This window comes from uncultured Alcanivorax sp. (assembly GCF_947258575.1).
GTDB lineage: Bacteria > Pseudomonadota > Gammaproteobacteria > Pseudomonadales > Alcanivoracaceae > Alcanivorax.
The window spans coordinates 1-12320 of the sequence record NZ_CAMYIV010000013.1 but is presented as its reverse complement, the minus strand read 5'-3'; the positions used below and the strand labels follow the sequence as shown (position 1 = coordinate 12320).

Below are 12320 nucleotides of genomic sequence, written 5' to 3'. Positions count from 1 at the left end.
TCACTACTGAAAAGCTCTCTGAACTCATTGCCAAGAAAGCTTCCTTTCAAATTGTCGCGGTCAAGAACATCAGCTCCGTGGTAAACAAAGTCGAGGGCGCTATTGAAAAGAAAGGACTACGTTGCCGGGTATACACTGAATATCGGGCGGCCTCCCTGGCCAGCTTTGCCATCCCGACTGGATTTACTCAGGTTACCGGCTTCGCCTCAGCTATTGGTATTGCCGCACATAACCTCGCCACCTTTAACCCTGATTACGAGATCGGGAAGAACAAACCTGCTGGTAAAGTGACAGTGCTGTATAAGAAAGATTAGCGCCTTATTGGTAACAGCACCGTCACGCCGTGTGTGGATACCCGAGCAGAACATCTCTCGGATAGTCCCCGTTTTCCTCGCCTACTACGCTCCAAGGTCTCGATCAATTGGCATTAAACCTCCCCGGTCCTATTGGTACCGGGGTCTCCCATTACAAATTGGACCCCCCTCCTGCTTTCATCTGATACAAAACCTCGCAGCCATCCATGAACCACGAAACCCCAATAGCCGGTCAATGAGGCACTTCCTGGCAATCCCTCTCCTCAATCCTCTCCAGAATCCAGGCCTCGATTTCATCAGATACCCAGCCAACCGTTCTTCCCCCAAGCGGCACGGGTTTGGGGAATTCCCCCTCAGCAATACGCTTGTAGATAGAAGAACGGCCAAGACCGGTATCCTTGATCACTTCTGTTAGCCTCATGAATCGCATGAAATTCTCCTCGTCATTCGTTCATGCGATAGCGCAGCAACGTAAAAACTTACTTTCCTCAGCCCTGACTGCACCCAAAGTTCCGGTGCCCGTCGTCATAGAGCTTGGTTTCCACCTTTGCCAAGTAGCTCATGCGCCTGAACACCTCATGATATTGCGCGGTATACATAGACGATCCTTTTGAAATCAGCTGGACCGGGCTATCAGGGAAATGGACTAAACCGATTCCTTGGTTCCCTGTCTTCTCAAGAGCGCGGTTCCATGCTCGCTGGATACGTTCCGCCATATTGCTGACCGCTTGGCCTTCCTCCAACCACCACGGGTAGTCGGCCTCCGGCTGACCCGCGATACGCCCTAAAACCGAGTAAGCATCTCTATTGACCATAATGGCAATATGGTAGTGGGGTTGCCCTTCCCCACCGAACTCGCGACACCAAATCATACGAGCATGGCAGTCATGGACCCGCTTTCCCTGGCCGCGCTTACGCTTCAAATCGCACCTGATCTGCGAACGAAGAGACTTGATGAAGCCATTTGCCAGCCCTCCTTTGGGGCCCAGCCAACCGTACGGCAGCCTAGCAACGAAATGGATGACACAAGTTCTCGGGTGCTCAGTGATAGCTAGATCAAGGGTGTCGCGGATAGAAGTAAGGTAATTCACCGCGAGTGGACGGTCAGGCCTTGCCAGTACCGGCAAGCCCTCCCAGACTGATTCATAGTGGAGTTTGAGGTTGGTGTTGCTTGAATGTCGTTTTCTCATTGTCTGGCACCTATGGTTTCTTCATAGGTACCAGCGCACTGGTTGAAATTTACTCATGAGCAGGCTGGTTTGGTCCAGCCTGCCTGCTGCACACACCAGCCTTCACAAGTGGGCTGGTGGAATGACTATATGACTATATATCTATTACCGACATTCAGAACCACGCGATATCACACAGAGCACCCGCCATCTCGGCTCTCACCCGTACATAGGGGGGCAAATACCACTATCCAGTTAAAACATTCGACCAAGCTTGCAAACTATGGCCTTAGCCCGTTTTCAGGCACGACTGTATAGCTTAGGTTCAACCGACCTACACTGGCAGGCATCAAGCTGATGGATTGGCACCGGCGCCAACCCGAATGCCAGAACTCATGTATGTTCCAGCCCTCCATAGTGCAAATTGCTCTACAAACCGCACTAGCCAGCTCCCGGATCTGTGCGTATACCCAAATAGTGAGAAGTCTGGATGCATTAGGACCAAATCGCTCATTCAGCTCAGGGTGAGAGAAAAGCTCCTCTTCGATGCGAGAGCAAACACTCTCAACCACTAATCTACCCCCAGCTCTAAGGGTTTCCGAGTTGGAACAGAACACGGCCAACGTGTACTCGCAAGCCTTACAAATCATATATCGGGTGGCCTTCGATCTCTGAGGATGCCCTCTAAAGGCCGCCATCAACCCATCATTCTGGCCCGGAGTAACCCAGCCTTCTCCAGGAAACTCTCCTCGCCATGATCCGAGCATTTCCTCAATCACGTTTTCACGGAGCTCATCATCACCTTCATCATCTGCATATGCATATATAGCCCAAAGATCCAAAATGGGCTCAGCAGAGATCCTTACACGTCTCAACTGCCCCACAGTCGGATAAGCCTGATGATACTGGTTGAGAGTGATTATCTGCGGACAGCTCCTAGGTACATATCCACCCAAAGACTTTCCCCACTGATACTCCAGATAGCCCATCTTTCTGAGCCTTCCAAGCTGATAACGCACCTTTGACAGCGACAAACCCGTGAAAGAAGCAAGGTCCTCATCATCCAAATTAGTCACCACAGCTCCATCACCAGCCTTTGCCCACAATACAGCCAAAAGCAACCTGCCTGACGTGGCGAGAGCATAGCTATCACCGGCAGGGCGACCAAGCTTCCGAGCGGCCGCTTTATCCCCCCCAACATCTAGCAGTAACTGTTCTACATATCGCCCATAAGATCCAATTGGCGGCTTCTGCCACACCAACTCCAGCCACAACCTAAATGGCTCCGCTAACCGGATGCCTATCCTCGGCCTACCTTTGAGCATGTCCGGGTCAGATGCACTCAACCCAGGGAAAGCTTTTCTTTCAATGAAACTCCCCCCTCCATTAAACCGAACATTGAGAAGTTCCTCCCTCGCCCGGATCACCGCAGCCCTGCTCATGCCCAGCTCTCTAGACAGGCGCTCAATAGTCCAATCAACCCACTCCCCACCAAAGCGAAGAACGATCTGGACAAGCAGATATTTGCCTTCCGCAGACAGATCAGGCCAAACGGTACGCAGTAGATATAGCACGCCACGAGGGGCCACAGACCGCATAATTGGAACCTTTAGAAATATACTTTAAACTGCGTCATAATTTTATCTTATACAAAACCCTGCACTTAAGCGAGCGCATCCAGATGAAGCAAAATTGGCTGGAATGGTTAAACTGGAAGGATGAAAAAAGCTGCGCTTGGGCTATCAGCTACTGCGCGAAAAAGCAGCTTATTGGCACGGCAATACCCAATGTGGCCATCGCCTCTTCAGAAGAACTCAGGAGAATCATTCAGGACTGGCCGGCCAGAAAACCAGAGAAAGGCTTCCCCTCCTCAAGACGAGAAGCGCTGATAAAAGAAGAGCTTCGGATGCGAAATGCTTATGCGCAGTGGATCAAACGGAAAAAAGCATCCTCCCATAAGAACTATACTTTATGGATGAAGAGAGACATAAACAAAAAACTGCATAAATACGCTAAAGAGCATCACCTCAGTATTAGCGCTACAGTTCAGCTACTTCTTGAAGATTTTCATGGCGAAATCAAACGGATTGAGGAAGAGCACAGGGAGAAGAGGCGGGAGCAACGGGAGTCACATCAAAAACAGCAGGATGTTCTGAAGGATAGAATCAAACGGCAAGGGGAGACGATAGCAGAGCTTAAGGAACAAATAAGCAACCTGAAAAAGAGTCCAAGAAAGTCGGCCCGGAACTCCAGAATCATGAAATTCAACACTCCTGACGATGAAAGCCACTAAGCAATTGATTCGAGATGATCCGCCCACCGCTGCAGCCACTGCCGGCACTCAGCATCATAGCTGTGCAAGTCATAGGTCCCCTCAATCCCCTTCCTTGAATGACCCAGGACTGCCTCAGCCACCTCACTGGGGCACCCCATACGCGCCAAGCCTGTCCGAACCGTACGGCGCAGGTCATGGGGGGACCAGTCAGGAATGGAGTCAAGCCAGAGCTGGGCAGACGTATAATTCCTGCCATATTTGACCTTTTCCGGGTTTTTCAGGTGCCATTTGGTCTCCGTTAGCGACTTTTGCTGGATCGGTTTCTTGGTACGGGTTGAGGGAAACAGGTACTTATCCGTACTCAGCTTCACATTCCCCAGAAACTTCACAGCCTGCCTTGACAGCTGAACATAGCGCTCGGCACCGTTCTTTGAATCCCTCAGGTGCCAGGTGCCCGCCTCAAGATCCACATCTTTCCACTCGGCATTACACACCTCACCAGTCCGACAGCCCGTCCAGAGAGCAAGGCGCATGACATTCTTCTGCGTGGGCGAGTAGCCCGATCCCGGCAACCAGGCCAGAACAGCTGCCAGCTCCTTGTCGGAGAGCACCCGCTTGCCTTTATTCGGGCTCATACGGATTCTGGCGGTCTTCAGGCTGGCTTTCGCCAACCATGCAGGGTTGGGAAAGTCGTCAGGCAACCGCTCCAACCCAATAGCGTACTCATAGGCAGCAACAAACTCCCTGAGCACATTCCCAGCCTGGACCCGGGCTCCTCGATCCAGGATCTCCTTGATCAGGTCGACCACATCCTTGCGCTTCACCTCCGCCGCCGGTCTCTCCCCAAGCACCCGGACGACATCGTTGTGCAGAGTTCTGCGGACCTCCCACTGCCCTTTTGGCTTTCTGGCACCTGGAACCCGCTTTTTCTCACCTGTTCTGGGATCAGTCACCGAACGGTCCTCGATCACCTCCGTCAGATACTGCTCAACCAGATCCGTCACCGTATAGGCAGCAACAGCCTCAGCCTCTGCCTTGGCAGCCTTGGCTTCTTTCTCCGCCTGGAGCTGACGATCCCGTTCGGCTTTGGGGCAAATCCCTTTTGCCCTGAGCTCCTTCATTTTGGAAAGCTCAAGGCGAGCTTCGGCAAGCTTCACTCCAGGGAAGTTACCTATCTTGACCTGAACCAGCTTTCCCGTCTCCGGGCTTAGATAGCGATAAGTGAAGGTTTTCAGGCCCGACGAGCCGCAGCTGACCCGCAGTCCCGCGTTCTCAGCACCATCCGTTTTAACCTTGTCACCGGGCCGCATTGCCTCAATGGCACGGACCGATAGTTGCTTACTGCCTTGTTTGCTATGCTCCATCGCTTTGATCCACCAACACTAACGGTTTCAAGCAAATCCCCGCATCGCAGGCTCCGTCTGGCCTGCAGAGGATTTGGTGTAGGTTTTGAGCAGTATATCACCGGGAAATCGACCCGGCACGAAAACCTACACTAAAACCTACACTTATTTTGCGGATTGGGGTGGATCACCATGGACAAGCACGGACACTACCGGAAATTACACGTTTCGCTAACCACCTGATTTTATAGCGAAATAACAGGAAAAAACGGGCTGAAACGTAGACATGACGCACAACGATTTATCCGCACACACACCTATGATGCAGCAATACCTGGCGATTAAGGCCGAACACCCGGACCAGCTGGTGTTCTACCGCATGGGGGATTTCTACGAGTTGTTCTTCGGCGATGCCCAGAAGGCCGCCCGCCTGCTGGATATCACCCTGACCCAGCGCGGTCAGAGCGCCGGCAAGCCGATTCCCATGGCGGGGATCCCCTACCATGCGGCGGAGAACTACCTGGCCAGGCTGGTGAAGCTGGGCGAATCCGTGGCGATTGCCGAGCAGATTGGTGACCCGGCGCTGGCCAAGGGGCCGGTGGAACGCAAGGTGGTTCGCATCGTCACCCCCGGCACGGTCAGTGACGAGGCATTGCTGGAAGAGCGACGCGACAATCTGCTGTGTGCCGTTTTCGACAACAACAACCAGTACGGTTGCGCCAGCCTGGATCTGGCCGCCGGACGCTTTGTGGTCACCCAGGTGGAAGGCGCCGAGCAATTGCAGGCGCTGCTGGAGCGCTGGTCACCGGCAGAGTTGTTGCTGAGCGAAGAGCATGGTTTGCCAGGCCGTTGGGCCGAGCGGCCAGGTACTCGCAAGCGCCCTGGCTGGGAGTTTGATGAGGACGCCGCTCGCCGTCAGCTGTGCCAGCAGTTTCAGGTGCAGGATCTGGCCGGTTTTGGCGAGCCGTCGTCGGTGGCAGTCGCCGCTGCCGGCGCCCTGCTGGGGTATGCCAAGGAAACCCAGCGCGGCGAGCTGCCCCATATTACCTCGCTGGCGGTGGAAAGCTTTGACGATGCGGTGGCCATGGATGCAGCCACCCGCCGTAACCTGGAGCTGACCGAAACCCTGGATGGCCAGGAACAGAACACCCTGGCCTGGGTGCTGGACAGCACCGAAACCGCCATGGGCGCGCGCCTGCTCAAACGCTGGGTGCACCAGCCCTTGCGTAACCGCACCACCCTCACCCAGCGCCAGGACCAGATCGACGCCCTGCGCCAGGGCTGGTGCTTCGAGTCCGCCCGCGATGTGCTCAATGACATCGGCGACATGGAACGAATTCTCGGCCGGGTGGCCTTGCGCTCCGCTCGCCCCCGCGACCTGACCCGCCTGCACGCCAGTCTCAAGGCCCTGCCGCCTTTGATCGGCACCCTGCCCGGCGCCGACTGTTTTTACGAACTGATCGAGCGTATCGGCCAATTCCCGAATCAGGTGGAATTACTGGGCACTGCAGTGATCGACAACCCGCCCATGCTGATCCGCGACGGCGGCGTGATTGCGCCGGGCTATAGCGAAGAGCTGGACGAGCTGCGCTCCATCAGCGAAAACGCCGGCGCCATTCTGGTGGACATCGAAACCCGGGAACGCGAACGCACTCAGCTTTCCACGTTGCGGGTGAAGTACAACCGGGTACATGGCTATTACATCGAGCTGTCACGGCGGGAATCCGACCAAGCGCCGGCGGATTATCAGCGCCGCCAGACCCTGAAAAATGCTGAACGGTTTATTACCCCGGAACTGAAGGAATTCGAGGACAAGGCCCTGTCCGCCTCCAGCAAGGCACTGGCGCTGGAGAAGCGTCTCTACGAAGCATTGCTGGAAAAAGTGGCCGCCGACTTGCACGCCCTTCAACGTAGTGCCGCCGCCGTGGCCGAGCTGGATGTGCTGGCCGCCCTGGCCGAGCGCGCCGAAGCGCTCAACTGGGTGCGCCCGCAGCTGGTGGACGACGACGCCATTATCGAAATCGTCGATGGCCGCCACCCGGTGGTAGAGCAGGTGCTGGACGATGCCTTTGTGCCCAACAGCCTGCACCTGGATGATGGCCGCCGCATGGTGATCATCACCGGCCCGAACATGGGGGGTAAGTCCACCTACATGCGCCAGACCGCCCTGATCGCCCTGCTCGCCCACCTGGGCAGCTGCGTGCCGGCGGCCAGCGCCCGCATCGGCAGCCTGGACCGGATCTTTACCCGCATCGGCTCCTCCGATGATCTGGCCGGTGGCCGCTCTACCTTTATGGTGGAAATGTCGGAAACCGCCAATATTCTCAATAACGCCACCGCCCACAGCCTGGTGCTGATGGACGAGATCGGCCGCGGCACCAGCACCTTCGATGGCCTGAGCCTGGCCTGGGCGGCAGCGGAACACCTGGCCCGTAACCTCAAGGCCTTCACCCTGTTCGCCACCCACTATTTCGAGCTGACCCAGCTGCCTGAACAGTTGCCCGGTATCTACAACGCCCACCTGACCGCCAGCGAGCACGATAACCGCATCGTGTTTCTGCACCGGGTACAGGAAGGCCCAGCCAGCCGCAGCTATGGCCTGCAGGTGGCACAACTGGCCGGGGTGCCACAGAGCGTGATCCATCAGGCCGGGGAAAAGCTCCGCGAACTGGAAGCCGGCAAACCGCTGGCACCCGCAGACCGCTCAACCCCAGCCGCCGCCACACCGTCAGCGGCCCCTGCCCAGGCCAGCCTGTTCGCAGAGCCCAGCGCCGTGGAGCATGCCCTCAAGGAACTGGACCCGGACGACCTGACCCCGAAGCAGGCGCTGGAGGCGCTGTACACGCTGAAAAAATTGCTCTGATCTCTCGCGGCCCCGTAGGAGCGCCGCTTGAGGCGCGAAGCACTCAGGTTCGAGTCAGGAGAAACGAAAAAGCTCCTTCCCACGGGGTTTTGCAACTCGCTTTCGTGGCTCGTATCTCCGTACAAAGCCCGGTTCGCGCCTCAAGCGGCGCTCCTACGAAGCCTGGCCACTGCGAACTGTCCTCTCCGGCCCTCTCGAGTTATTACCTTATATCAAGGCTTTGTTTGCCTGCCCTTGGTCATGTCGCTAGACTAGCGCCACCCCAAGCGAGACAGGCCCTACACTGTTATAATTAGCAGGCTGGCGCTGTACAAAGATCAAGACACCTGGCGAGGACAGGCTATGACGTTCGTAGTAGGTGAGAACTGCATTAACTGCAAGCACACCGATTGTGTAGAAGTATGCCCGGTAGACTGTTTCTACGAAGGCCCCAACTTCCTGGTTATCCACCCGGACGAGTGTATCGACTGTGCACTGTGTGAGCCGGAGTGCCCGGTTAACGCCATTTTCTCCGAGGATGAGCTGCCCGAAGGCGAGCAGGAATTCCTGGAGATCAATGCGGACCTGGCCGAGAAGTGGCCGAACATTACCGAAATGAAAGATGCACCGGACGATGCGGAAGAGTGGGACGGTGTGCCCAACAAGCGCGACAAGCTGGTTCGTGAGTGGGAAGGCTAAGGCCTTCCCCGCGGACCCGGTAGGCCATCTACCCCGGCTTTATCATTTCGCAGACAAAGAAAAAGGGCGGCATCCTGCCGCCCTTTTTTGCGTCGAGTCATCCTGACCCTTTTGCGCTCACCGCAACATCCTTGTGTGCTGTCCTTGCTTATCCCTGTGCCCATATCCCTGAACACGAATCCACTATATCAACGGCTCCTGGCCGTTTGGGTAAAATAAATATTAAAACTCTGCCTGAAAACTATCGGCCCAAAAGACAACTCTTTTAAATCAATCAGTTAGCTTTAGCCACCAGCTTTAAAGTAGTCGAAATCCACAGAAAAAGACTGCTTTTTCCTACAGCTTTGTAAGAGATCTCTTACAAGCCAGCTCCTCACTGACGCCGATTCAGGAAAAACAGCCAATCAAGCGCAACATGTGGATGCCAAAACGCGCCCATGTTTTTACATTTTCTCACCCGTTTTTACAGCACCAACAGGCGCTTACGGTTAGCATTGTTTCCATGAAGTGACGGGCAATCAGGCCCGAAAAACTTCAATCAGTATCCCCCCAAGGCGCTAGCAATAGCGCTCACAACCCCCCTCTTCCACCCCCCAAATTCGGAAGAGGGTTTTTTTTGTCTGAAAATCGTGAAACCAGGGACGGTTCAGATCTGGCGCAGTGCTTCACAGGCATGGTCGAAGGCGTCGCGCAATCGTGCCAGCAAGTCTGCAATCTGCCCCAGCTCTCCTTCTCTGGCCAGGCTTTCCAGCTGCATGCACAAATCGAACACGCGCACGGCCCCCAAGTTGCCGCTGCTGCCCTTGAAGCTGTGGGCCTGACGGCGCAGGGTTTCCTGGTCACCGGATGCGTACGCGGACTGCAGAGCCGCAAGACGTTGCGCTCCGTCACGATGAAAGGAATCGACCAGCATCTGGAAATCCTGGCCCATCACATCCTGTAGTTCTGAAACGACCTCGTCGTCGAGAATCGCTGAATCTTGCATACCGGCTCCGTCTTCCTTTACGGGGGTAACCCTAACCATTAATCATGAAATCTTATGTGGAATATCTCGAAAATCCAGAAAAAATTAGTAGCACGGTTTCAAATGGGGCATTGCGCCCCCGGGAAAGCCGGAAACCTCTGGGGATAGGCTTACTCAACCCCCTGTAGCATGGGCAACAAACCACAGGACTGCGCACGTTCCACGTCATCACGGGTATCCACATCCCATAGAACCGGTAAACGAACCACCCGTTCCGCCGGAAAACAGGCAACACTGTCGGCCAAGGCCTGCTCGCCGCCAAAACGGACACCCCGGAAACGCTGGGGGTGCCACAGAGCCTGGCTGGAACTACCGATCAACACATAGCCACCATCCTCGCTGGGACCAAATACCACCGGCGCCTTGTCCAGCGCCTGCAGGGCCTGCTCAAAGTAATCCTGGTCCAGTACCGCACAGTCACTGCCTACCAGTAACACCTGATCGGCCTGCGCCAGACCGCGACTCAAGGCCTGGGCCATTTTTTCCCCCAGGTCTTCACCCTGTTGCAGGTGGCAGGACCAACCGTTGCGTTCCGCCAGGGCCTGCAGCTCCGCATCGGCTTGATCCAGCCAAAGCTGCACCTGACCCGGAAAATCGCAGGCCGCGGCAATGGTGCGAGTCAACAGCAATCGATACAGCGTCAGGGCGCCCTCTTCACCGAAATCGGGGATCAATCGGGTTTTCACCCGACCGGCCTGCAACGCCCGGGCAAAGACAATCAGCAACGGCTGCGAAGCGCGCTCAGTGCTCGCCATAATAGTCCCGGTACAGTTGCTCGGGCTGGGCACCACGCCAGTAGCGATAGCGCAGGGACCACATCAGCCAGATGGTCGGCCAGGCCCCACGGGCTTCCCAGCGACGGCTGCTGGTGGTCAGTGCCGGACGCAGACAACGGGGGCGGCCCTGCTCTTTCTTCAACCGGCGGCTCAGGGCAATGTCCTCCATCAGGGGCTGATCTGGATAGCCTTCCAGTGCAGTAAAGATATCGCGGCGCACGAAGATACCCTGGTCTCCGGTGGCAATGCCGGAAAACCGGGAACGCGCATTGATCATGGCGCCGATGACGCGAAACAGAAAACGCCGGCCACTCAGGCGCACATCAAAACGGCCCCACCGGGCATTGACCGGCAAGCGCCCAAGTTGCTGACGGTGGCTACCATCAAGCTGCGTATCTGCATGGACAAACCACAGCCAGTCTCCACTGGCCTGACGGGCGCCAGCATTCATTTGCCGAGCACGCCCGGCGGCACTGAGAATCACCCTATCCGCCAGCTCGCGGGCAATCTCCACACTGCCATCCGTACTGCCACCATCAACCACCACCAGTTCATCACCGGCCTGCAGGGCATGACGGAGCATGGTCAGGGTAGCGGCCAGATGACCGGCTTCGTTACGCACCGGCACGATGACACTGACGGTAGTGTCGCTCACTCCAGGGCACCACTGCAGCTACTCCCAGCACCCGCAGTGCAGCCGAAACAATGGTCCGCCACATAGATAGGCTCGCCTTCCAGATCGTGATCCAGCAACCCGGACAGGTGCGGGTGGCCCTCATGGTGTCCCAGGGGCATATCCAGCATCTGGTTGAAGTCACAATCGTACAGGTAGCCCTGATAATCCACGCTCACCGTGGCCCGGCACATTACCGCCGGCAGGGTGTCGCGGTTGAAGCTGTCGCGCAGCAACTGCATGTAATCGTTGAACTGGTTATGGGCCAACAGCACAGCGCCGAAACGGCTGATGGGCATATTGGTGATGGTCAGCAGACTGTTGAAACGCAGCCCGAACCGTTCATCCAGCTCACGCTTGTAGTCTGCTTCCAGCACCTCTTGGGGTGGCGGCAGATTCGGGCCGGTGGGGTTGTAGACCAGATCCAGCAACAGTCCGTCACTGCCATAGCCCTGGGCATTAAGCCGGCGAATGGCCTCGATGCTGCCCTGGTACACCCCTTTGCCGCGCTGCGCATTCACATTCTCTTCCAGGTAACAGGGTAGTGATGCCACCACATGCACCCGGTTATCTGCCAGAAACTGCGGCAAATCCTCGTAACCCGGCTCCAGCAGAATGGTGAGATTGCAACGGTCGATGACTTCCACGTCCATGGCCCTGGCCTGCTCCACCAGATAACGGAAATGGGGGTTCATCTCCGGTGCGCCACCGGTGAGATCCAGCACCTGGATATCGCGCAAACGGATTACTTCTAGCACCATGTCCACGGTTGCCCGATCCATCAGCTCAGTTCGCGTGGGGCCTGCGTTCACATGGCAGTGAACGCAACTGAGATTGCACAGATACCCCAGGTTCACCTGCAAGATGGACGTAGCGTGCCGCCGCAACGGGGGGAAGTCAGTGCTGCTGCGCACCAATAAATCGTGGGTATCCTGCATATGTCACCTGTCTCCGTTTCCTCAATGCTAGCAATTGGATGCAGGCTTGTCGCAAAGGTTACGTGAACGATGCAAGCCCCAGGCAAGATGGTGGCAGTCCCAGAGTGTCATGTGGGTATTGGGGCTATTTTTGCGGCAACGCTGTAACAAGGAAATATGAGAAGTAGGAGCCACCACTGTTTTGCTGTAGGAGCGTCGCTCGCGGCGCGATTGATAACGTTGTATCCACGGCAACATGATCGGCACCAACCCTATTGAACAAATGGG

The 12320-nt window shown here is 56.2% G+C and carries 12 protein-coding genes; 4 read left to right on the top strand and 8 right to left on the bottom strand.

Annotation, left to right across the window (positions count from 1 at the left end; translation table 11 throughout):
- The coding region (locus tag Q0Y02_RS16260) for a hypothetical protein (protein WP_297770889.1) at positions 1–314 on the top strand (314 nt) is incomplete at its 5' end.
- A 232-nt stretch (positions 315–546) separates the two neighbouring features.
- On the opposite strand, the gene Q0Y02_RS16255 is transcribed toward Q0Y02_RS16260, so the two are convergent.
- The 3 genes from Q0Y02_RS16255 to Q0Y02_RS16245 all read right to left on the bottom strand — a co-directional run bounded on the left by Q0Y02_RS16255 (position 547) and on the right by Q0Y02_RS16245 (position 2925).
- Positions 547–744 carry an AlpA family transcriptional regulator gene (locus Q0Y02_RS16255; RefSeq protein WP_035249040.1) on the bottom strand — a complete coding sequence of 66 codons (198 nt, stop codon included), beginning with the start codon at positions 742–744 and terminating at the stop codon, positions 547–549.
- Positions 745–802: 58 nt separating this feature from the next.
- Positions 803–1504, bottom strand: coding sequence for an inovirus Gp2 family protein (locus tag Q0Y02_RS16250; RefSeq protein WP_297770885.1), 702 nt, complete (start codon positions 1502–1504; stop codon positions 803–805).
- 260 nt (positions 1505–1764) lie between these two features.
- Positions 1765–2925 carry a hypothetical protein gene (locus tag Q0Y02_RS16245; protein ID WP_297770882.1) on the bottom strand — a complete coding sequence of 387 codons (1161 nt, stop codon included), beginning with the start codon at positions 2923–2925 and terminating at the stop codon, positions 1765–1767.
- A 158-nt stretch (positions 2926–3083) separates the two neighbouring features.
- On the opposite strand from Q0Y02_RS16245, the gene Q0Y02_RS16240 reads away from it, so the two are divergent.
- Entirely contained in the window at positions 3084–3776 is a 693-nt protein-coding gene (locus tag Q0Y02_RS16240; RefSeq protein ID WP_297770879.1) for a hypothetical protein, read from the top strand.
- Here Q0Y02_RS16240 and Q0Y02_RS16235 read toward each other — a convergent pair.
- A complete protein-coding gene (locus tag Q0Y02_RS16235) occupies positions 3773–5122 on the bottom strand; it encodes a site-specific integrase (RefSeq protein ID WP_297770877.1) in 1350 nt (449 codons plus the stop codon). The genes Q0Y02_RS16240 and Q0Y02_RS16235 overlap by 4 nt on opposite strands.
- Before the next feature lie 265 nt (positions 5123–5387).
- Here Q0Y02_RS16235 and mutS point away from each other — a divergent pair, with 265 nt between their 5' ends.
- Entirely contained in the window at positions 5388–7964 is a 2577-nt protein-coding gene (mutS, locus tag Q0Y02_RS16230) for a DNA mismatch repair protein MutS (protein WP_297770875.1), read from the top strand.
- A 342-nt stretch (positions 7965–8306) separates the two neighbouring features.
- Positions 8307–8642 carry a ferredoxin FdxA gene (gene fdxA / locus Q0Y02_RS16225; RefSeq protein ID WP_272961721.1) on the top strand — a complete coding sequence of 112 codons (336 nt, stop codon included), beginning with the start codon at positions 8307–8309 and terminating at the stop codon, positions 8640–8642.
- A gap of 646 nt (positions 8643–9288) precedes the next feature.
- Here fdxA and Q0Y02_RS16220 read toward each other — a convergent pair.
- From Q0Y02_RS16220 to arsS, 4 genes are all read right to left on the bottom strand, one after another.
- Positions 9289–9627: an Hpt domain-containing protein gene (locus tag Q0Y02_RS16220; protein WP_297770872.1), complete on the bottom strand. Its 339-nt coding sequence runs from the start codon at positions 9625–9627 to the stop codon at positions 9289–9291.
- Positions 9628–9776: 149 nt separating this feature from the next.
- Entirely contained in the window at positions 9777–10421 is a 645-nt protein-coding gene (locus Q0Y02_RS16215; RefSeq protein WP_297770870.1) for a TIGR04282 family arsenosugar biosynthesis glycosyltransferase, read from the bottom strand.
- Positions 10408–11097 (bottom strand): TIGR04283 family arsenosugar biosynthesis glycosyltransferase, encoded by a 690-nt coding sequence (locus Q0Y02_RS16210; protein WP_297770867.1) that lies wholly within the window; start codon positions 11095–11097, stop codon positions 10408–10410. The genes Q0Y02_RS16215 and Q0Y02_RS16210 overlap by 14 nt, the downstream gene beginning before the upstream one ends.
- Positions 11094–12053, bottom strand: a complete 960-nt coding sequence (gene arsS / locus Q0Y02_RS16205; RefSeq protein ID WP_297770865.1) for an arsenosugar biosynthesis radical SAM (seleno)protein ArsS — start codon at positions 12051–12053, stop codon at positions 11094–11096. Before arsS ends, Q0Y02_RS16210 begins: the two co-directional genes overlap by 4 nt.
- Positions 12054–12320: the final 267 nt, after the last annotated feature.

What these genes read in the sequence shown, in the direction of transcription:
- Q0Y02_RS16215 (WP_297770870.1), bottom strand. Translation starts at nt 10,421, where the DNA reads ATGGCGAGCACTGAGCGCGCTTCGCAGCCGTTGCTGATTGTCTTTGCC.
- Q0Y02_RS16220 (WP_297770872.1), bottom strand. Translation starts at nt 9,627, where the DNA reads ATGCAAGATTCAGCGATTCTCGACGACGAGGTCGTTTCAGAACTACAG.
- Q0Y02_RS16255 (WP_035249040.1), bottom strand. Translation starts at nt 744, where the DNA reads ATGCGATTCATGAGGCTAACAGAAGTGATCAAGGATACCGGTCTTGGC.
- Q0Y02_RS16245 (WP_297770882.1), bottom strand. Translation starts at nt 2,925, where the DNA reads ATGAGCAGGGCTGCGGTGATCCGGGCGAGGGAGGAACTTCTCAATGTT.
- Q0Y02_RS16235 (WP_297770877.1), bottom strand. Translation starts at nt 5,122, where the DNA reads ATGGAGCATAGCAAACAAGGCAGTAAGCAACTATCGGTCCGTGCCATT.
- arsS (WP_297770865.1), bottom strand. Translation starts at nt 12,053, where the DNA reads ATGCAGGATACCCACGATTTATTGGTGCGCAGCAGCACTGACTTCCCC.
- mutS (WP_297770875.1), top strand. Translation starts at nt 5,388, where the DNA reads ATGACGCACAACGATTTATCCGCACACACACCTATGATGCAGCAATAC.
- Q0Y02_RS16250 (WP_297770885.1), bottom strand. Translation starts at nt 1,504, where the DNA reads ATGAGAAAACGACATTCAAGCAACACCAACCTCAAACTCCACTATGAA.
- fdxA (WP_272961721.1), top strand. Translation starts at nt 8,307, where the DNA reads ATGACGTTCGTAGTAGGTGAGAACTGCATTAACTGCAAGCACACCGAT.